Origin of the sequence: Pseudanabaena sp. FACHB-1998 (assembly GCF_014696355.1) — a bacterium.
Classification (GTDB): Bacteria; Cyanobacteriota; Cyanobacteriia; order Pseudanabaenales; family Pseudanabaenaceae; genus Pseudanabaena.
Genome location: NZ_JACJQA010000009.1, coordinates 1 through 18,426 on the forward strand (window position 1 = coordinate 1; position 18,426 = coordinate 18,426).

Here is an 18,426-nt window from a genome sequence, read left to right on the forward strand (position 1 = left end):
GCTTGGTTGAAGCATCGAATTCGCAAACTTTTACGCAATTCTGACAATTTACGTGATGCCATGGAATCTGTTCTGGCCGCTTCTGCGTCCTAATACACTTGGCGACAGCTATACTTGATCGCTTTTTATACATGCTCAACACAGAAAACAGTATTAGCATTGTCCGTGCAGTACGGAAATGGCTCAAGGAAAGTAGTTAAATAATGAACTTATGACAAAAAGGCGCAAAACCTCCTGTCAAAAAGTAAACTTAACTCTCAAGTAACATAGTTTTTTTGTATGAGCCAGCCAACAGCCCCCCAACCTTGGAGTCAGCGTTTCGAGACAGCGCTACATCCTGCGATCGCCCTATTTAACGCCAGCATTAGCTTTGACATTAATCTGATTGAATATGACATTACAGGCTCTCAAGCCCACTCATGGATGCTGGCAAAGGTGGGTATTATTAGTGCCGCAGAAGGGGAAATGCTTGTCAATGGGCTAGAGCAAATTCGCCAAGAATATCGGTCAGGAAATTTTAATCCGGGGGTTGATGCTGAAGATGTGCATTTTGCGGTAGAGCGTCGCCTGACTGAGTTAATTGGTGATGTGGGTAAAAAAGTGCATACAGCGCGATCGCGAAATGATCAAGTGGCTACCGATGTTCGCCTGTATCTACGTGATCAAATTCGCAAAATTCAGAGCGATTTGCGGACTTGGCAAACGGTGTTGGTCGGCAAAGCGGAGCAGTATGTAGAAACCTTCATCCCCGGCTATACCCATCTACAACGCGCCCAGCCCATTAGCCTTGCCCACCATCTCTTAGCTTATTTTGAAATGGCTCAACGGGACTGGACTCGCCTTGATGAAATTTATCAACGAGTGAATGTTTGTCCTCTGGGTTCAGGAGCTTTAGCAGGTACACCCCATCCAATTGATCGCCACTATACTGCCGAGTTATTAGACTTTGGTTCCGTTGGGCGCAATAGCCTTGATGGTGTATCTGATCGCGACTTTGCAGTCGAGTTTCTCTGTGCCGCCAGTTTAATTATGGTGCATCTCAGCCGCCTATCCGAAGAAGTAATTCTCTGGTCATCGCAGGAATTTAGTTTTGTGAAGCTAAGCGATCGCGTTAGCACTGGCTCTAGCATCATGCCCCAAAAGAAGAATCCTGACGTTCCCGAATTAGTACGCGGCAAAACAGGGCGGGTATTTGGTCACTTGCAAGGCTTACTGACCATTATTAAGGGCTTACCCTTGGCTTACAACAAGGATATGCAAGAGGATAAGGAAGGGATTTTTGATGCTGTCGTGACGGTTCGCGCTTGTTTGGAAGCGATGACGATTCTTGTAGATGAAGGAATTGAATTTCAGTCTCAACGTCTTGCGGAGGCAGTTGCTGAGGACTTCTCTAATGCTACGGATGTTGCCGATTATCTAGCCGCTAAGGGAGTTCCTTTCCGTGAAGCTTATCAATTAGTTGGGAAATTGGTAAAAACCTGCACCAGTGAAGGTATTCTCCTCAAGGATTTATCCGTAGAGCGTTGGAAAACCTTCCATCCTCAATTTGAAGCGAATATTGTCGAAGCGATCGCTCCTGCTCAAGTAGTGAAGGTGCGTAATAGTTACGGTGGTACTGGCTTCGAGCAAGTCAAAATCCAAGTAGAAGCTGCCAAAAAACTCCTCGCCTAGAAAAAGAGCTTCCAAGGAAGTCCTTATTCTAGCGATCACCTGCTAAGAGAATGGCGGCGCAAAGCGCCGCCATTCTCTTAGCAATTTGGATCAAACAAAGCTCCGTAGGATTGCTTTATGCTCTAGCAAAGTGTTGTAATGAAATCTAGCTGACTACAGCTACAATTGCAAAAAAATTTATAAGCATTTATGGCAGTAATTATTGACGGCAAAGCACTAGCAAAAAAGATGCAAACAGCGATCGCGGAGGAGGTCGCCAAACTGCAACCTACATATGGTCGTCCTCCGGGGCTAGCGGTGCTGATGGTGGGGGACAATCCTGCTAGTGCCGCCTATGTTAAAAACAAGGAAACTGCTTGCCATAAAGCAGGCCTCGCATCCTTTGGCAAACATTTCCCTGCTAGCACTACCCAAGCAGAACTCGAACAAGTGATTGATGAGCTAAATGCCGATGAGCGTGTAGATGGCATCTTAATTCAATTACCTTTACCCGAAAACTTAGATTCGATCGCCTTGTTAAATCGTCTCGCTCCAGACAAAGATGCCGATGGACTGCATCCAAATAATTTGGGCAAACTGGTAAGGGGCGAAGATGGTTTGCGGAGTTGCACGCCTGCGGGTGTGATGGAGTTATTGGCAGAAGCCAAGATTGAGATTGCTGGAAAAAATGCAGTGGTGATTGGACGCAGTATTTTAGTTGGAAAACCTGTGGCGCTAATGCTACTTGAGCAAAATGCCACCGTGACGATCGCCCATTCTCGTACAAAAAATCTCTCTGAAATTACTCGCAAAGCAGATATTTTGATTGCGGCGATCGGCAAGCCTGAATTTGTAACTGCCGATATGGTCAAGCCTGAAGCCGTAGTGATCGATGTGGGGATTAATCGCGTTACTGACAGTACAGGGAAGTCACGTTTAGTGGGTGATGTAGACTATACCAGCGTCAGCGAAGTTGCCTCTTACATTACCCCTGTCCCCGGCGGCGTTGGACCGATGACCGTAACTATGCTTTTGCATAATACTGTGTGGAGCTATCGCCGTAAGTTTGCCAACCGTTAATGCCAAAGAGGGTATAGGTGCGTTGCACCGCTACTCTTTTGGGCGTTAATGTCCTAATAAACTTGGGGAAATCTCTAAAATCCTACGGTAGCGATCGCAAGTCATTGCATAATATACATTCTGGATACACTCAGAAGTTATGCCTCAATTTCTGAGCAAATTATTGTCTAATTATTAGCGAACCATTGTCGAAACCATCGCATACGCCATGCCCCAAACAATGCCCCAAACAATGCCCCAAACAGTCGCATTCAATTTAGATAAGTATTTACGCGATCTCAAACAAGAGGTTGAAACAGCCCTTGATGCTTCGATCGCCATTATCTATCCCGAAAAAATTTATGAATCCATGCGCTACTCGCTGATGGCTGGTGGCAAACGTTTACGCCCAATCCTCTGCCTTGCCGCTTGTGAACTGCTAGGGGGCGATCGCGCGGCCGCCATGCCCACAGCCTGCGCGATGGAAATGGTACATACCATGTCATTAATCCATGATGATTTACCTGCGATGGATAATGACGATTTTCGGCGTGGCAAACCGACTAATCACAAAGTTTATGGGGATGACATTGCAATTTTGGCAGGAGATGCGTTACTAGCCTACGCCTTTGAATTTATTGCGGCTCAAACTAAAAATGTCCCGCCTGAAAGAATTTTAAAAGCGATCGCCCATCTCGGTCATGCCGTAGCCGCGACAGGTTTGGTGGGAGGACAGGTGGTTGACTTAGAATGTGAAGGCAAGCCCGATGTAACGGCTGAAACCCTCACATTTATTCATATACATAAAACTGCGGCTTTACTAGAATCTTGCGTTATCTGCGGAGCTTTGCTAGCAGGTGCAAATGATACTGACATTGATCGGTTATCAACCTATGCTAATAACATTGGTTTAGCTTTTCAAATCATTGATGACATCCTAGACATCACATCTACATCTGAGCAATTGGGCAAAACCGCAGGCAAAGACCTTACGGCTCAAAAGGTTACCTATCCTAGTCTATGGGGCATAGAAGTCTCACAACAAAAGGCTCAGGATTTAGTAGAACAAGCTAAAGCCCAACTCGTTAGTTATGGTGATGCAGCGCTACCTCTAATGGCTCTCGCTGACTACATCACTGCTCGGAAAAACTAAACCCCTCAGCCCCTTGAACAATTTTTTGTCCATAATTCTTGCAGTTGATATGAACCTCCATCCCGTTGGCGAAATCCTAGATAACCAAGTTCTACTAATCGCTCTATGTTCTAGCCTGACTGCTCAAATACTGAAACTGTTTATTGAGCTAGCTCAGTTCCGCCGAGTTAGATTTAAGGTGCTTTTTGAGACTGGTGGTATGCCTAGCGCGCATTCGGCTCTGGTTTCAGCGCTGGCAGCTGGTATTGGACGCACTCAAGGTTGGGATACGCCTCAATTTGCGATCGCTACGGTTTTCGCTTTTATCGTCATGTATGATGCCGCAGGTATTCGCCGCGCCGCAGGCAAGCAAGCAAAAGTTCTCAATCAAATCATGGTGGAAGTATTTGAAGAAGAACATGATCCCCTCAAAGAACTCTTAGGTCATACCCCCGCCCAAGTCGTAGCAGGTTCCATCTTAGGGATCTTGCTGATGTGGTGGTTCTTATAAAACTGCGATCGCAATTTCCAGTAATAGTAAAGGGAGGCTTTGTGCCTCCCTTTCTTACTTTAGAGCTTAATTCAGATTAATACCAAATGAAGAAATGGCTACGCCATTTCTTCATTTGAAAAACCTTACTGGGTTTGGTTTTTATATCACAAAAGTGTTGGCACACTTTCGTGATATAAAAACCAAAAAGCGAGTTGCGGCGCTTCGCGCCGCAACTCGCTTTTTGGGTTTTATGTCCTAAGCAAACCTTACATTGCTATAGAATGGTCTCCCCCCCAATGACTTTGCCATTTGGGGGTTTGGTATAAGATAATTTTGTGATACGGGAATAGATGGGATAGTTTTGAGGAAGCAGGCAAATTTATAGATCCAAAGACGGATTCTGAGGTCGTTTAAGCAGATCTAAGGCTACTTACGTTAAGATTGATTAATAAAATCATTCGTTCTTGGCAAAATCAACTAAGAACATCTCTATTGATGGAGCAGTAGTAGTGAAAAGCAATAATAAAAACGACAATAATAATAAAAAGTGGAAAAATTTTGGTTTATACGCACTGCTAGGCATTGTCGTTATTACCTTAGGAACAACCTTACTTGATAGTCAGCCCGCCGCTCAAGGGGAATGGCGCTATAGCAAGCTGATCGAAGAAGTCCGCAAGAAACCCGCAGGCGTTTCTAGAGTTACCCTCAGCCCCGATCGCACCTTTGCTGAAGCAACTGTCCCCGGAGGACCCGAAGGTAAACGTAAAGTGCGCGTCAACTTGCCTAACGACCCTGAATTCATCAAAACTCTTAGAGAAAACAACGTTGAACTAGATGTTGCCCCCCGCCGCACCGATGGCGCACTAGTTCAAACCTTGAGTAGCTTGATTTTGCCAATTTTGCTTTTAGTTGGTTTATTTTTCCTATTACGTCGCGCCCAGTCAGGTCCAGGCAACCAAGCGATGAATTTTGGTAAATCCCGCGCCCGCGTACAGATGGAGCCTCAAACCCAAGTTACCTTCACCGACGTGGCTGGTATTGAACAAGCTAAATTTGAACTTACCGAAGTTGTAGACTTCCTCAAGAATCCCGATCGCTTCACCGCAGTCGGCGCAAAAATACCCAAAGGCGTACTGCTAGTGGGACCTCCTGGAACAGGTAAAACTCTACTCGCTCGTGCCGTTGCAGGTGAAGCTGGAGTACCTTTCTTCAGCATATCTGGTTCAGAGTTCGTAGAAATGTTCGTCGGTGTCGGCGCATCCCGTGTACGTGACCTGTTCGAGCAAGCTAAAGCTAATGCTCCTTGTATCGTCTTCATTGATGAAATTGATGCCGTCGGTCGTCAACGTGGCGCTGGACTCGGTGGTGGTAATGATGAGCGTGAACAAACCCTGAACCAATTGCTCACCGAAATGGATGGCTTTGAAGGTAACACAGGCATCATCATCGTTGCAGCAACTAACCGTCCTGATGTTCTTGATGCAGCATTACTACGTCCCGGTCGTTTTGATCGCCAAGTGGTGGTTGATCGCCCCGACTTCGCTGGTCGTCTGGAAATCCTCGGAGTCCATGCACGCGGCAAGACCCTCTCCAAGGATGTCGATCTTGAAAAGATTGCCCGTCGTACCCCCGGATTCACAGGTGCTGACCTCTCTAACCTTTTAAACGAAGCTGCAATTCTCGCGGCTCGTCGTAACCTGACCGAAATCTCGATGGATGAAATCAACGATGCTGTTGATCGCGTCTTGGTTGGACCTGAAAAGAAAGATCGTGTCATGAGCGAAAAGCGCAAAGAATTAGTTGCGTACCATGAAGCAGGTCATGCTCTCGTTGGTGCTTTGATGCCTGACTATGATGCAATTCAAAAGGTGACAATTATTCCTCGCGGTCGTGCGGGTGGTTTGACATGGTTCTTACCAACTGAAGAAAGAATGCAAAGCCGCGCCTATTTGCAAAACCAGATGGCAGTTGCCCTCGGTGGTCGTATCGCTGAAGAAATCGTCTTTGGTGAAGAAGAAGTTACTACAGGTGCATCTAGCGATTTACAACAAGTTGCATCGGTTGCTCGTCAAATGGTAATGCGCTTTGGCATGAGTGAAAAGCTAGGGCCCGTTGCCCTCGGTCGTTCTAGTGGCAATATGTTCCTTGGTCGAGATATTGCCGCAGAGCGGGATTTCTCCGAAGAAACTGCTGCAACTATCGATGAAGAAGTTGGCATTTTAGTTGCGGACGCTTACCGTCGGGCAAAGCAACTGCTAGTTGATAACCGTCACGTTCTCGACAAGATTGCCAAAGATCTAGTTGAGCGTGAAACCGTTGATGCTGAAGAGCTTCAACAAATCTTAGAAACTAATGAGTTAAAGTTGGCTGCTGCTCTCTAAGAATAAATCACAACCTCATAAAATAAGGGTGGCGCAGACGCGCCACCCTTATTTTATGAGGCTACCATTCTTGTTAGTGAACAACCCAAGAAACGAGTTGCGGTGCGAAGCGCCGCAACTCGTTTCTTGGGTTTAATGCAAGTGAACACAGCTATATTCACAAACTTTAATTAATCAATTTAATCGGAATGTTGGGATTTGAACCCAAGACCCCCACTACCCCAAAGTGGTGCGCTACCAAGCTGCGCTACATCCCGTCACGCTCTAAAACTACTTGTTTTATAACGCTTTGCTAGCATATCATAACTAATCGCATTAATTAAAGAATTTCTGTCAAAAAGTTAAAAATATAGCAACGTTTATAAAAAGAAGTCGGAGCAGAACTCCGACTTCTTTTTATTTACCTAAATTTCGTTTAAGTCTTTCTAGCTCTTCGTCCATTTCCCAGCGACGGAAAGTTTCTTCTAGCTTGTCATCGGGATCTCGAAAAGGTGGAGTATAGAGATTATCCCAATTCAGGGGGGTGCTAGTGGGAGATTTGGCTTTAGCATTTTTAGCAGCTTCAGCGATTTTAACTTGGACTTCCTTGCGGCGTTCTTGGATTTGCACCTGTAGGGCTTGGCTATCGATCGCTCGTTTTTTTACCAATTCCATCTGTGCCCAGATTTGATTACCTTGCCTTAATAAAGCCGCCTCGCGTTCTTTGGCGAGATTAGCCAAATCAGGACGATCAAAGGATTCTGCTTTAACTGTGCGATCGTGCCACACCCGAATTTCTTCAGCAATCTCCAGAATCCGATCCTGTAGATTTTTTTCTTCTTGCTTAGAGCTAATGATTAACTTAGCGATTTCTTCTTCTTGCTGACGTAACTTGTCCTCGAGGATTTGCAATTCAATTTGGGGATTATTGCGAATAAATTCCTCTAGGCGTGTCTCTAAAAAGCGAGATATGTCCTCCAATAATCCCATATATTTTCCTTAGGTATTTCGATTCAGATCTCTAGAATTTTTGTCCAACAAATACGGTTTTTATCTCTTTACCACGCTTGAGCGTAATTTCCTGTTGACTCACACGGTGCAAAGTCCAGCCAGTGTTACTGATCGCTTTGCCTAGTCCGATGGATTGCACGGAGCCATTCATGTCAAACATCGCGGTCGAGCGATCGCCTAAATCCAGCACACCAATCAATGTATATGATGGCATAGGTGCAGCGACTATGGGTGATGCGGGATTGGGTTTAGAGTTTGACGAATTAGTAGAAACATCAATGGAATTGTTAGCGGTAAGTGGGGGTAAAGCGAGGGGCGAAGGCGCATTACCCGTATTGGTCATCGTGGGTGGCTGATATACAGGCACATACATCGGTTGCTGTAAACCATTGGCAAAAGGATTAGTTCCATTTGGTAAGGGCATATTGCCAATGATAGGCGCAGTCATAATGGGAATGCTATTGCCAATCGACCCTGTATTAGAAGCGATCGCCCGACTTTTGTCGGATATCTCTGATAACATTCGCTTAATTTCATCAGCAAAGGGTTTGTTATTGGTGCTTTTGGGGCTAACTTGAGCAACATTAACGGACTGACGACCTAGCCAGATGCCATGATTAATTGTCCACATGATCGCTGCAAATAAAGCCGAGCTACAGGCAAAAACTAACAAAATCCGATCTAGGAGACTATATTGGGGGGCTACAGACTCAGGAGGCGTGGGTGGAATATTTGACGGTGGCTCTGGATTCCGCATGATGTAGGGTTGAATCCAAAGCACATCTTGTTTTGATATGGGTGGTAGGGCAATATCCGCAAGGTTAAGTTTGGTAATGCTAACCGTATCTTTAGAAGTATTGCTTTCTCTGGAATCTGGCTCAATTTTAGAAATAGCGACCATATCTGAGCTGGAAGATGTAACGGAAGCATAGGGAGCAGATGCTTTAATTTGGGCGGATTGTCCTCTTTTTTGTTTTAGCGATCGCTGCTTGCCATAGTCAACATGTAAGGTGCTTTCGACTTCCCCAAACAGATCGTCCATTAAGTTATCAACATTGTCTGTATAAGCATCAACGTCTTGAGTTACATAAAATTGATTTTTGTTATTCGTATCTTGCATCATAAGCCACCCTATTCACTCCGTTATCCACAGGCTTTTGTTATACCCGAATTAATCTGCTTGCTATCTTAGCCAAATCAAGCTAAATCAGAATACTTGAAGATTGTCTTTATAGAAATAAGAAAAAATAATACTGGTAAGTGATACCACAGATTGACTTTTAATGCCACAACTTTACGTCGTATTTCGCAAATCTTTTTAAACAAAGAGAAAGGCGGCGCGATGCGCCGCCTTTCTCTTTGTTTAGGGAGATGGGGCGCAAAGCGCCCATCTCCCTTTTTTGAGGAACACTAAATTCTGACTAGGTCTGGATATACGGTCAAAATTTCGTCGTTAGTTAAGGTATATTCATCCGACTGTGGCTCCCATAGCACTTCAACTGCTAAGAGGTCATCCGCAGGGATAGATCCGATCGCTGAGAGTGATGCTTGCAAATCTTCGGACGAGCGTAAAACTGGCAACTTACTGAGAGATTCGCCTGCTACTGCTAGCAGGATTGTCACCACAATATATTCGCTAGGATCTTCGAGGCTGAGGCTGCCTTCACTGGGCAAAGAGGCGGCAGTTTTACCTTGCAAGACTCGTCCGCCCACATTGCTTAAAACCTCTGTGCTGAGCTTGCTGCGCTCAGACATAACTAAGCCATTAAATTTCTGCTCAGCAAGGGCAAATTTTGTATTTTCATTGGCACTGCTGACATATACCCAATATTCGGGATGGCGCATCAAGGAAACCGCAGTTTCACGGGTAACTGTGGCTAAACCTTCGACCGATGAAGTGTCAGACTCGAGGGCGAGGCGGGTTAATTCCTGTTGTAGCGATCGCGCTGAGGAAAGTAGCCCTACTTGGATTTTGGCAACTGTGACTTTGCTGCTCATGCCTGTGATGCCTGCGCCGTCACCACGACCGCGAAAGGCTTGCATGATTGCACCAGCCACGATTACTAGCAATAGCAAGGTAAATAAACCGCCGCCAAAACCACCACCAAAGAACATGGGGAAAAAGAAGAATCCACCGCCGCCACCATTGTAATAAGGTGTGCCACTGTTGTAGCTGGGGTTAGATGATGTGGAGCGACTAGGGACTGATGGGGCGGATTTAAAGGAACTACCACCCAATCTACCTCCTGCCCGCTTCGCAAAGGCTTCATGGGCGTTGCCAAATACGGTTATAGCTACTAAAGAAATAGCCACCAGCGATCGCGTCCAGACTTTGACGTTAGCTTTAACTTTTTTCATAAATTCTGGGCTAAAAAATTTCATAGGTACAGAGTAGCGTTACTGAAAACTTGCTATAGATGTTCTATCTCAATTTTAGCTCTAGTCAATAACTAAAAAATATAAGGTGCGGCTTCGCAGCACCTTATATTTTTTAGACGATCGCTAGCCAATCCATAACCCGATCGCCAAGGGATACACCATCAAGGCGATCAATTTCGCGAATACCTGTGGGGCTGGTCACGTTTACTTCGGTTAGATAACCTCCGATTACATCAATACCCACAAACATTAAGCCATCACGTTTGAGGGTGGGTGCAAGTTGGGCGCATATTTCCCTTTCGCGATCGGTGATATCTACTTGAACAGCACTGCCACCAACTGCCATATTGCCACGAAATTCTCCTGATTTGGGGACACGGTTAACCGCCCCGATGGGTTCACCATCTAGCAAAATAATCCGCTTATCCCCTTTTTGAGCATCGGGTAAATATTCCTGCACCATCACGGGAGTTTTGCCGATATTGGTACTAATTTCGATTAAGGAGTTGATATTGCGATCGCCTACTTCTAAAAACAAAATGCCCTCGCCACCCTTGCCGCCTAAGGGCTTCATCACGGCTTTGCCTTCAGTCTCTACGAAGTCAATAATCAGCCCCTTATCGGCAGTCACAATTGTTTTAGGAATTGCGCCTGTAAACTGGAGGGCATACATTTTCTCGTTAGCGGCGCGAATCCCCTTTGGTGAGTTAAGAACTCGCGTTTTTGAGGCATCTACATAATCGAGAATATAAGTTGCATAAAGATACTCAGTAGTAACGGGCGGATCGGGGCGCATCCAGACAAATTGCATATTTTCTAGGGGTTGAAATTCACCTTGAGCTACCTCATACCAAGGTTGTGGAACTTGCCATTTCCCATCCACTAAAGGAATTGCCTTAATTTTTGTAGCCTGCAAAAGCGCCCACGCTTTGCCATCCTTGACACTGAGGCTATTCATATCAGCGATAAATACTTCATAGCCTTTGCGACAAGCGGCTTCCATCAGGGCTACGCTAGTGTCATGGGCTGGATCGAGCTTAGCGATCAGATCAATAATAAAAGCAAGTTTCATTGTTCACTGCAATTTCATGTCTGATTATTTTAGCGATAATAATCCTCAGCGTCAGTATCACCCCTTATGTCCAAACCAAGAAATATTTAAAAAGTATTGCTTCGCAACACTTTTTAAATATTTCTTGGAGTGAGCGTTACTCGACCAAAATAGAAAGGCATCGCTTTGTGATGTCTTTCTATTCTGGTCTTGGATTTGCTTGAAACAAAGCTGATATTATTAGAAGAATTGTAAATTTAGGAGCAGAAAATATGGGCGAGTCAAAGCGCCGCAAACAGGTAATGGGTGAAGAGTATGGTAAATCTGAGCCGATCGCATCTTGGATTCCCTTTTTGACCAAAGATAAAGCCGATGCCTTTGTGAAAATTTCAACACAAGCGGCTTGGTATGGCATTGGGGCGATGGTCGTTATTTGGATAACAATACGCTTTATTGGCCCCGCTTTTGGCTGGTGGCAGTTGGCTGACTAACCCTATGACCTGTCATTTATTAATTCCTGCGGCGGGTAGTGGCAAACGCATGGGAGCCGATCGCAATAAGTTGCTGCTGCCCTTACTCGACAAACCAATTTTGCAATGGACTCTAGAAGCGGCGATCGCCTCGAAAGCGATCGCTTGGATCGGGGTGATGGGTCAGCCCCATGACTATCCTGAATTTCAAAAAATCTTTAACTGCTTAAATACCCGCAAACCGATCCGTCTGATTCAAGGGGGGGCAACTCGCCAAGCTTCTGTTTTTAATGGATTAAAAGCTTTACCTGCCGACAGCGATCGCGTTCTCATTCACGACGGGGCAAGATGTCTGGCGACCTCGGAACTATTTGACCGTTGTGATCTATCTCTGCAAACAATTCAAGGCTTTATTGCTGCCATCCCAGTTAAGGACACGATTAAAGTTGTCGATGGCGATCAGATTGTGGATACTCCCAATCGCGATCATCTTTGGGCTGCCCAAACGCCTCAAGGCTTTCATGTAGATCTCTTGAAAAATGCCCATCTGACAGCCGTTGAGCTAGGCTGGGAAGTTACCGATGATGCGGCGCTATTGGAGAAAGTAGGTTTAGCAGTACAAATTGTGATGGGTGAAGAAACGAATCTCAAGGTCACTACGCCACAGGATTTGGCGATCGCTGAGTTCATCTTGAAACAAAGGAAATTTTAAAGAAAAAGAGAGCATTATATGCTCTCTTTTTCTTTAAAATTTTAGGGATAAGGACATCGCAATTTTAAGAAATCTTCTCTAATCCAACCCTTATAGGGACTAGCTCTAAATCTTGTCGTTAAATACCAAACTTTGCCTTCGCTATCTTTACGACTAAGTGGCGCAACCACACCACTTTTTTCTTGGTCATCATTAGCTACAATTACCAAATTTCCCACTGATACAGTCCCAATGACATCAAAGATTGTGCCTGCTCCTGATCTGATATTCACTTGAGAACCCATATCTTCACCGATAATATCGGCAATACAGCTTTTATCGGTAATGGACTGAGCGTTGGCGGGGGGTATTTGGGTGGCAAATGTAGTAAGGACAGCAATCTCCGTAAAGAGGAGCGAGCAAATTTTTTGCGATTTCATAGGTAAACACATCCCAAACTAATCGTTGAGATTAAGACGAGTGATGCCTTGCCTCCCCATCCTAATTCTAGGATTTGAGACTCCGCAATACCACTAAGAGTTCCGAATCTTCGCGCTTAAACACAGGCAGAAATTCAATGTGTTTGTAGCGCACCATGCCATGAATATCGATGATGCAGTAAGCGCGTTTACTACCAAATAAGCCCGCAACTCCATACTTTTTACATACTTCCTGATTGCGATCGCTTAGCAAAGGAAACTGTAATCCCAATTTCTTAGAAAACTCAATATGCTTTTCAATCGGATCAGTACTAATTCCTAAAATTTCTGCCCCAGCTTCCCGAAACTTAGTCCAATCATCGGCAAAGCACTGCATTTCGCTAGTGCAAAGCGGAGAAAAGTCTCCAGGATAAAAGGCTAGGACGACATTGGTTTTACCTTCGTAGCGGCTGAGGGTGATATCGCCGCGATCGCTGGGCAAAGTAAAATCTGGAGCTTTTTGACCGACTTCAACAGACATAGAAGTTTCCTGCGTTACCTTTTGATTTGGGATTTAGACTGGAAAGTATTATTTGATTCGCAGCCACTCATCATCTTATCAACAATCCCTACGGTGAAACATTTTGTCTATGCAACCTGCTAACTACTTATTAACCGTGGAACTATCGAGTGAACTCTATGCTGATCTAAGAGAAAAAGCCCAAACCACAGGTCAAACGGAATCGGAGCTAGTAATTCAATGTTTGCGGCAGGTTTTAGGTTTGCCAGAGTCTGCGCCCACTGCTCAACAAAATTCTCAATCTTCAGAACAAGAAAGATTTTCGGCTCTAGAAGTTAAGCTAGAGCAAAGGCTTAAGGAATATGTGGAAAAGCTGGTTAACGATCGCGTATCACTTTCATCATTGGAATATCCCTCGAAGCAGCAAGTAGCTTTTGAAGATAATCCCCCTAATTTTGAACAAAAGTTAAATGTAAATTTAGATGTAAAGCCATCAATGCCTATGCCCACAATTCGCCCCTTACAAGTAGGCGATCGGGTGTTGGTGCTAGAGTCCGATAGTCCTTACTACATGGCAAAGTTATTAGTAATTAAAACTAGCTTAATTCGGGCAACGGTAGAGACAGAGACAGGTGAGAAAACTTTTTTAAAAAGGGATTTGCGATTTGTTGAAGCTACGCAAGAGCCAAATAATTGCTAATCCAAGCAAAGCTTCGATTACTCCAATAAACTTAGATGTGTGTGGCTTCGCCACACACATCTAAGTTTATTGGATGGGAATAGAGTAGCGATTATTTTTGAGATTTCTTGGGGAATATTTTTGGCGATCGCAAGATCTTAATAACCGCTAAGCCTGTAACTGACCCATAAATGGCTCCTTGCAGCACACTCGCCAAAGCTACGGATTTCACCATATAGCCTAGGTATAGCCCAAGCCCACTCATCGAGAGAGCAAACACACTCGCAAAGAGCCACAAACCTGCGGCTCGAAAACATTTGAGGAGTTGCCATTGACAGATACTAACAACTGTCCCCACGATCGCTAAATTCATTAGCAAAATTGGAATGATTGGCTGGGTAGGCGAGGATGAATTAATCGCTAAGGATGGCATAAAAAAGACAATTGTTAATCCTGTAAGCCAACCAAACAGGGTTAAAGGTAGCCACCATCCCTCTTTGGCAAAGCGATCGCGCAAAACTAACGATTGAGCTACAGAAATTCCAATGCTCTGTAAAATTTCATTTAAAAATATTCGAGCCTTTAAATCATAGGGTTCTTGCCAAACGAGAACTGGCAAAATCGCACTGCCGATTATATTGGCGATTAGCCATAGCCACCAAAAGCCCCAGCCCACTTTTTTTGACATATACAATTAGCAGCAGCTTTCTGATATTTTCGCCATTACATTATGCCTCTGCACACTATATATTTGCACTTACTATAGCTATTTATAAAGAGCTATGCATCCTCATGATTAGTGAAGCATAGCAATCCTAAATGATTTGAGAGAAGTCCCTCTCTCAAATCATTTAGGATTGCTATATGCTCATAGATGGTGGTGAGAACGATTTCGTATTTCACTGGGTTAGAAACACCTCTAAGTAATTAAAAAAAGGTTGAAAATGTCAGATCCATTGTCTGGGAAAAAAGCGATCGTCACAGGGGCAAGTAGTGGCATAGGTAAGGAGGTCGCATTGCGCTTATTACAAGCAGGCGCACAGGTGAGCCTAGTCAGCCGTAATCCCGATCGCATCCTCCAAGAATTACCCGCAGGCAGCAATGCGAAAGGCTATGCGATTGATCTGGGAGAAATTGCCCAAGTTGCCACCAAAATGAAAGCGATCGCCGCCGAGATGGGAGGTGTGGATATTCTCATTAACAATGCTGGCATGGCATATATTGGCGAACTAATTGATATGCCTCTAGATGAATGGCAAAAATTATTTGACCTTAATCTCACAAGTGTTTTCCAATGTTTACAAGCGGTCTTGCCATCCATGCGATCGCAAAAAAGCGGCACAATTATCAATGTTGCCTCGATCGCCGCAAAACAGGGATTTCCCAATTGGGGCGCATATTGTGCCAGTAAATTTGCCTTATTGGGACTAACTCAAGCGATCGCTGCCGAAGAACAGCCTCATGGCATCAAAGTCATGTCCATTTGTCCGGGTTCAGTAGATACCGCCCTATGGGACACTCTGGGAGATAAAGTACCACCTAGCTTTAATCGAGCCGCCATGCTCCGCCCCGCAACCGTCGCCGAGTCAATTATGACTTTAGTTAATCTTCCTAAAGATGCAGTGATTAGTGATTTAGTGTTAATGCCCAATGCAGGAACATTTTAAGAAAGTAATAGAAGAAGTATGGCAATTCTATTCGTTTTTCTGAATTTATAGCAAAGCAAGAGTTAGCCAGTACAAACCAAAACCCAAAAAGCGAGTTGCGGCGCTTCGCGCCGCAACTCGCTTTTTGGGTTTTATGTCCTAAGCAAAACTTACATTGCTATATTTTAAAAACAAATTTTTGGGACAAAACACAATTTAAAGAGAGCCGTGATACTAAGCTTTACGGCTCTCTTTAAATTGTTGGGAACCATATAAAAATAAACACTAATTCTTGGGTGGGAAGGAAGTAGCCTCATTAAATCCTTAGACAATCAATAAGCTTTTATCTATGTATCTGTCGCCAAGTGGATTAGCGCATAGACCCCAAGAAGAGAATAGCGACGCTTTGCGTCGCCATTCTCTTCTTGGGGTAATACAAGGGACGATAGTTAGATATTCCGTTTTAAAATTGTCTGATGGAAAGCTATAGCAATAAAAAAGCATCAAAACACCCCAGTTAAGTCGTGCCGCAAAGTACCGTCACTTACCCTAGAGTAAGCAACTCTTATTACTGCTATACAAAAAATCGCCTTGGTAATGGGGAATACATTGACATTCTGAAAACATTCAAAGCTAACGAAGCTTGGAGCTAATAGACTAGAATTATGTAGGAATGTTAAATCAAGATTGTAAAAGTTCAATCGATTGAGAGAAGCGCTAACTTCCACCAATCTGCGAATATGAGAGAATATATTAAATTTTATAGTTTGAATTAACAGTCGAACGCCTTTTTATGCAGGTAGCTTTGACATAATCAAACCGAAAATTTTGATGTTTAGCTACTGTTTTCTCAGTATTTTTTTGGCTTCCTCGTTTTTAAGTTAATTCACTGGATATCTAGTTAAGTATCACGCCATGACGATCAGCATCTCTCGCCCCATCACCAATACGTCTGAGAACGATTCTAAATCCCCAAAAGTCCTCGAAACTTTACCCACCAGAAAAGCAATTTCGCAAATCATTCGCGATCGCGTCATAGCCGCTGGCGAACCTTACTTTGCTAATGACTCGATCGCCGATCACATCAGCGATAGCGAGCGAGAAGAGCTAAAGAAGGAAATTGAAGTTAAATTACAAAGCGTCTTTGATTCTCTGATTATTGACACGGCTAACGATCACAACACCCAAGAGACTGCAAAACGGGTGGCAAAAATGTATGTGGATGAAGTCTTTAAGGGACGCTATCACCCCATGCCCAAGGTTACCGATTTCCCCAACGCTAAGGAACTAGACGAAATTTATACCCTTGGTCCCATTACCGTGCGTTCTGCTTGCTCTCACCACTTTGTACCGATTGTGGGTCAAGCTTGGATTGGGATTGTTCCTAGCGATCGCGTAATTGGCATCTCCAAATTTAATCGAATTGTGGACTGGGTCATGAGCCGTCCCCACATTCAAGAAGAAGCCGCAATCATGGTTGCTGACACCATCGAAAACTTGATCAAGCCCAAGGGTTTAGCTTTTGTAATTAAGGCTCAACATATGTGCATGACTTGGCGTGGAGTCAAAGAGACTGATACCAAAATGGTGAATTCAATTGTGCGTGGTTCCTTTAGAAATGACCCTTACATGAAAAAAGAATTCTTCGATCTCATTCGCGCTCACGGCTTTGGCGATTAATTTAAAAATAGAGTTGAGGCGCAAAGTACCTCAACTCTATTTTTAAATTCTATGGCGGGCTACAAGCCTCTATAGTGTTTGATGGAAGAATTTATATTTAAGATGATGAAAAATTGGCTAAAAAAATCTTTTGGCTTAGGTATTCGACTAGCGATCGCTTGTATAACCTTAGGCATATTGTTGGGAACGTTATGGGCAAATCCAGTTCAAGCCAAACTAACCGATGATACCTACGATGGAAATATATTTGCGCTCTATGGCGGTAATGGGTCAATAGTTCCTCCTCGGATTAGCCTCGCCCAATCTCTCCAGCTTGGTCGCCCCGCGATGGTTGTTTTTTATGTCGATGATAGTGCCGACTGTAAGCGATTTTCTCCCATCCTCAACCTTGCCCAAGGCTTTTATAGTAAATCTCTTAGTTTGATTGCGATACCTGTAGATAGCCTAGATTTACAAAAAGGTAGCTACGCACCCACCGAAGAAGCCTACTACTACAAAGGTACTGTGCCTCAAACGGTTCTGATTTCTGGCGAAGGTAAGGTTAGTTACGATCGCGAAGGTTTATTTGGCTTTGAAGAGTTAGACTCGGCTATTCGTGGCTTATTAGGGCTACCCGATGCTCCTCCAGAATTAAAATTTCGTAAAACCGATAAAGCAATTAACGAAGTTAATCCTTAATTTAGCTAACCCAGAGCCATGCCTCCCATGGTTCTGGATGTTCTACCAAAAATCAACTTCATGGAAGACATTTCAGAAATCACCCATACTGAGCCAGAACGAGCCATAGATTTAGACCTAATTCGCCAGCAACTTGCTACTCGCGCCCATCAGCTCTCTATTCCCCAAATAGAAAAACATTTATTTCTATGCGCCGATCAGACAAAGCCACTCTGTTGTCAAAAAGAAGTTGGCTTACAAGCTTGGGACTACCTCAAGCGCCGCATCAAAGAGCTAGACCTTGAAATCAAAATCTTTCGTACTAAAACTAATTGTTTACGGGTATGCGATCGCGGGCCCATTCTTTTAGTCTATCCAGATGGGATTTGGTATCATTCTGCCACTACAGAAGTATTAGAAAGGATTTTGCAAGAACATATTATTGGCGGTAAAGTCGTTGACGACTATGCCTTTGTGGTTCCTAATCCGTCCTCCAGCAATGAAATAAATCTAAAGAATTAGTGACGAC

The 18,426-nt window shown here is 44.2% G+C and carries 19 protein-coding genes and 1 tRNA gene; 12 read left to right on the top strand and 8 right to left on the bottom strand.

Going from position 1 to position 18,426, the window contains the following annotated elements; genetic code table 11:
- Positions 1–279: 279 nt before the first annotated feature.
- The 5 genes from argH to ftsH3 all read left to right on the top strand — a co-directional run bounded on the left by argH (position 280) and on the right by ftsH3 (position 6,715).
- The gene (gene argH, locus H6F42_RS04465; RefSeq protein ID WP_190398166.1) at positions 280–1,671 is read left to right on the top strand and encodes an argininosuccinate lyase; all 1,392 of its coding nucleotides are present in this window, start codon (positions 280–282) and stop codon (positions 1,669–1,671) included.
- A gap of 189 nt (positions 1,672–1,860) precedes the next feature.
- Positions 1,861–2,730 carry a bifunctional methylenetetrahydrofolate dehydrogenase/methenyltetrahydrofolate cyclohydrolase FolD gene (gene folD, locus H6F42_RS04470; protein WP_190398167.1) on the top strand — a complete coding sequence of 290 codons (870 nt, stop codon included), beginning with the start codon at positions 1,861–1,863 and terminating at the stop codon, positions 2,728–2,730.
- Positions 2,731–2,938: 208 nt separating this feature from the next.
- On the top strand, positions 2,939–3,862 hold the full coding sequence (crtE, locus tag H6F42_RS04475; RefSeq protein ID WP_190398168.1) for a geranylgeranyl diphosphate synthase CrtE: 924 nt from the start codon (positions 2,939–2,941) through the stop codon (positions 3,860–3,862).
- Between the two features lie 49 nt (positions 3,863–3,911).
- A complete protein-coding gene (locus H6F42_RS04480; RefSeq protein WP_190398241.1) occupies positions 3,912–4,352 on the top strand; it encodes a divergent PAP2 family protein in 441 nt (146 codons plus the stop codon).
- A 491-nt stretch (positions 4,353–4,843) separates the two neighbouring features.
- Positions 4,844–6,715, top strand: coding sequence for an ATP-dependent zinc metalloprotease FtsH3 (gene ftsH3 / locus H6F42_RS04485; RefSeq protein WP_190398169.1), 1,872 nt, complete (start codon positions 4,844–4,846; stop codon positions 6,713–6,715).
- 183 nt (positions 6,716–6,898) lie between these two features.
- On the opposite strand, the gene H6F42_RS04490 is transcribed toward ftsH3, so the two are convergent.
- The 5 genes from H6F42_RS04490 to gshB all read right to left on the bottom strand — a co-directional run bounded on the left by H6F42_RS04490 (position 6,899) and on the right by gshB (position 11,156).
- A tRNA-Pro gene (locus H6F42_RS04490) sits at positions 6,899–6,972 on the bottom strand.
- 139 nt (positions 6,973–7,111) lie between these two features.
- On the bottom strand, positions 7,112–7,684 hold the full coding sequence (locus tag H6F42_RS04495; RefSeq protein ID WP_190398170.1) for a TIGR04376 family protein: 573 nt from the start codon (positions 7,682–7,684) through the stop codon (positions 7,112–7,114).
- 31 nt (positions 7,685–7,715) lie between these two features.
- On the bottom strand, positions 7,716–8,828 hold the full coding sequence (locus tag H6F42_RS04500; RefSeq protein ID WP_190398171.1) for a hypothetical protein: 1,113 nt from the start codon (positions 8,826–8,828) through the stop codon (positions 7,716–7,718).
- A gap of 287 nt (positions 8,829–9,115) precedes the next feature.
- Entirely contained in the window at positions 9,116–10,063 is a 948-nt protein-coding gene (locus tag H6F42_RS04505) for a DUF1517 domain-containing protein (RefSeq protein ID WP_242018326.1), read from the bottom strand.
- A gap of 133 nt (positions 10,064–10,196) precedes the next feature.
- Positions 10,197–11,156 carry a glutathione synthase gene (gene gshB / locus H6F42_RS04510; protein ID WP_190398173.1) on the bottom strand — a complete coding sequence of 320 codons (960 nt, stop codon included), beginning with the start codon at positions 11,154–11,156 and terminating at the stop codon, positions 10,197–10,199.
- Between the two features lie 251 nt (positions 11,157–11,407).
- Between gshB and H6F42_RS04515 the strand changes: the two genes are divergently transcribed.
- Both H6F42_RS04515 and ispD read left to right on the top strand, forming a co-directional pair.
- Complete coding sequence (locus H6F42_RS04515) at positions 11,408–11,626, top strand: DUF2839 domain-containing protein (protein ID WP_190398174.1); 219 nt, start codon at positions 11,408–11,410, stop codon at positions 11,624–11,626.
- Positions 11,627–11,630: 4 nt separating this feature from the next.
- Complete coding sequence (gene ispD, locus H6F42_RS04520; protein ID WP_190398175.1) at positions 11,631–12,317, top strand: 2-C-methyl-D-erythritol 4-phosphate cytidylyltransferase; 687 nt, start codon at positions 11,631–11,633, stop codon at positions 12,315–12,317.
- Between the two features lie 41 nt (positions 12,318–12,358).
- On the opposite strand, the gene H6F42_RS04525 is transcribed toward ispD, so the two are convergent.
- Positions 12,359–12,736 (bottom strand): SH3 domain-containing protein, encoded by a 378-nt coding sequence (locus H6F42_RS04525; protein WP_190398176.1) that lies wholly within the window; start codon positions 12,734–12,736, stop codon positions 12,359–12,361.
- A 67-nt stretch (positions 12,737–12,803) separates the two neighbouring features.
- Positions 12,804–13,256: a peroxiredoxin gene (locus H6F42_RS04530; RefSeq protein WP_190398177.1), complete on the bottom strand. Its 453-nt coding sequence runs from the start codon at positions 13,254–13,256 to the stop codon at positions 12,804–12,806.
- A gap of 109 nt (positions 13,257–13,365) precedes the next feature.
- Here H6F42_RS04530 and H6F42_RS04535 point away from each other — a divergent pair, with 109 nt between their 5' ends.
- Positions 13,366–13,935 (top strand): hypothetical protein, encoded by a 570-nt coding sequence (locus tag H6F42_RS04535; protein ID WP_190398178.1) that lies wholly within the window; start codon positions 13,366–13,368, stop codon positions 13,933–13,935.
- Positions 13,936–14,026: 91 nt separating this feature from the next.
- Here the strand turns inward: H6F42_RS04535 and H6F42_RS04540 are convergent, their stop codons facing one another.
- Positions 14,027–14,602: a hypothetical protein gene (locus H6F42_RS04540; RefSeq protein ID WP_190398179.1), complete on the bottom strand. Its 576-nt coding sequence runs from the start codon at positions 14,600–14,602 to the stop codon at positions 14,027–14,029.
- Between the two features lie 256 nt (positions 14,603–14,858).
- On the opposite strand from H6F42_RS04540, the gene H6F42_RS04545 reads away from it, so the two are divergent.
- From H6F42_RS04545 to H6F42_RS04560, 4 genes are all read left to right on the top strand, one after another.
- The gene (locus H6F42_RS04545) at positions 14,859–15,581 is read left to right on the top strand and encodes an SDR family oxidoreductase (RefSeq protein WP_190398180.1); all 723 of its coding nucleotides are present in this window, start codon (positions 14,859–14,861) and stop codon (positions 15,579–15,581) included.
- Between the two features lie 894 nt (positions 15,582–16,475).
- Positions 16,476–17,240: a GTP cyclohydrolase I gene (locus H6F42_RS04550; RefSeq protein WP_190398181.1), complete on the top strand. Its 765-nt coding sequence runs from the start codon at positions 16,476–16,478 to the stop codon at positions 17,238–17,240.
- Positions 17,241–17,342: 102 nt separating this feature from the next.
- Entirely contained in the window at positions 17,343–17,918 is a 576-nt protein-coding gene (locus tag H6F42_RS04555; RefSeq protein WP_242018327.1) for a thylakoid membrane photosystem I accumulation factor, read from the top strand.
- 60 nt (positions 17,919–17,978) lie between these two features.
- Positions 17,979–18,419, top strand: coding sequence for a ferredoxin (locus H6F42_RS04560; protein ID WP_199288905.1), 441 nt, complete (start codon positions 17,979–17,981; stop codon positions 18,417–18,419).
- The last annotated feature ends 7 nt before the right edge of the window (positions 18,420–18,426 follow it).

Coding starts and splice junctions, on each gene's coding strand:
- gshB (WP_190398173.1), bottom strand. CDS start 11,156: ATGAAACTTGCTTTTATTATTGATCTGATCGCTAAGCTCGATCCAGCC.
- H6F42_RS04530 (WP_190398177.1), bottom strand. CDS start 13,256: ATGTCTGTTGAAGTCGGTCAAAAAGCTCCAGATTTTACTTTGCCCAGC.
- ispD (WP_190398175.1), top strand. CDS start 11,631: ATGACCTGTCATTTATTAATTCCTGCGGCGGGTAGTGGCAAACGCATG.
- H6F42_RS04525 (WP_190398176.1), bottom strand. CDS start 12,736: ATGAAATCGCAAAAAATTTGCTCGCTCCTCTTTACGGAGATTGCTGTC.
- H6F42_RS04560 (WP_199288905.1), top strand. CDS start 17,979: ATGGAAGACATTTCAGAAATCACCCATACTGAGCCAGAACGAGCCATA.
- argH (WP_190398166.1), top strand. CDS start 280: ATGAGCCAGCCAACAGCCCCCCAACCTTGGAGTCAGCGTTTCGAGACA.
- H6F42_RS04540 (WP_190398179.1), bottom strand. CDS start 14,602: ATGTCAAAAAAAGTGGGCTGGGGCTTTTGGTGGCTATGGCTAATCGCC.
- H6F42_RS04555 (WP_242018327.1), top strand. CDS start 17,343: ATGATGAAAAATTGGCTAAAAAAATCTTTTGGCTTAGGTATTCGACTA.
- H6F42_RS04500 (WP_190398171.1), bottom strand. CDS start 8,828: ATGATGCAAGATACGAATAACAAAAATCAATTTTATGTAACTCAAGAC.
- H6F42_RS04535 (WP_190398178.1), top strand. CDS start 13,366: ATGCAACCTGCTAACTACTTATTAACCGTGGAACTATCGAGTGAACTC.
- H6F42_RS04495 (WP_190398170.1), bottom strand. CDS start 7,684: ATGGGATTATTGGAGGACATATCTCGCTTTTTAGAGACACGCCTAGAG.
- H6F42_RS04545 (WP_190398180.1), top strand. CDS start 14,859: ATGTCAGATCCATTGTCTGGGAAAAAAGCGATCGTCACAGGGGCAAGT.
- H6F42_RS04515 (WP_190398174.1), top strand. CDS start 11,408: ATGGGCGAGTCAAAGCGCCGCAAACAGGTAATGGGTGAAGAGTATGGT.
- H6F42_RS04550 (WP_190398181.1), top strand. CDS start 16,476: ATGACGATCAGCATCTCTCGCCCCATCACCAATACGTCTGAGAACGAT.
- crtE (WP_190398168.1), top strand. CDS start 2,939: ATGCCCCAAACAATGCCCCAAACAATGCCCCAAACAGTCGCATTCAAT.
- H6F42_RS04480 (WP_190398241.1), top strand. CDS start 3,912: ATGAACCTCCATCCCGTTGGCGAAATCCTAGATAACCAAGTTCTACTA.
- folD (WP_190398167.1), top strand. CDS start 1,861: ATGGCAGTAATTATTGACGGCAAAGCACTAGCAAAAAAGATGCAAACA.
- H6F42_RS04505 (WP_242018326.1), bottom strand. CDS start 10,063: ATGAAAAAAGTTAAAGCTAACGTCAAAGTCTGGACGCGATCGCTGGTG.